This is a genomic window from Paraburkholderia sp. SIMBA_030, assembly GCF_046535245.1.
Classification (GTDB): Bacteria; Pseudomonadota; Gammaproteobacteria; order Burkholderiales; family Burkholderiaceae; genus Paraburkholderia.
On the sequence record NZ_JAWRXB010001304.1, the window covers coordinates 1 to 247 of the forward strand.

A 247-nucleotide genomic window follows, 5' to 3' on the forward strand; every position below is an offset into this window, starting at 1 on the left:
GACCGATCTCAAGACGCTCGAAGCGGCGGCGGCGTCCGAACGTGATAGTGACGCGACCAAGATCAAGGACACTGCCCTCAACGGAGGTTACGGCGACAAGATCCAGAAGGCAGCTAAGGCCATACAGACCAAGTTGAGCCAGCCTTCGGCCACGCCGTCAGCGACGCCTTCAGCCAAGCCTTAGGCTCCTACCTGGCTACGGGCCCAGGGACGGGTACGGCACTTGGGGTGCTGTACCCGTCCCTGG

At 62.8% G+C, this 247-nt stretch carries 1 protein-coding gene; it reads left to right on the plus strand.

The features are described from left to right. Nucleotides 1-184: hypothetical protein (locus SB772_RS44265; protein ID WP_410839059.1), on the plus strand; the 184-nt coding region annotated here is incomplete at its 5' end. Nucleotides 185-247 lie beyond the last annotated feature (63 nt).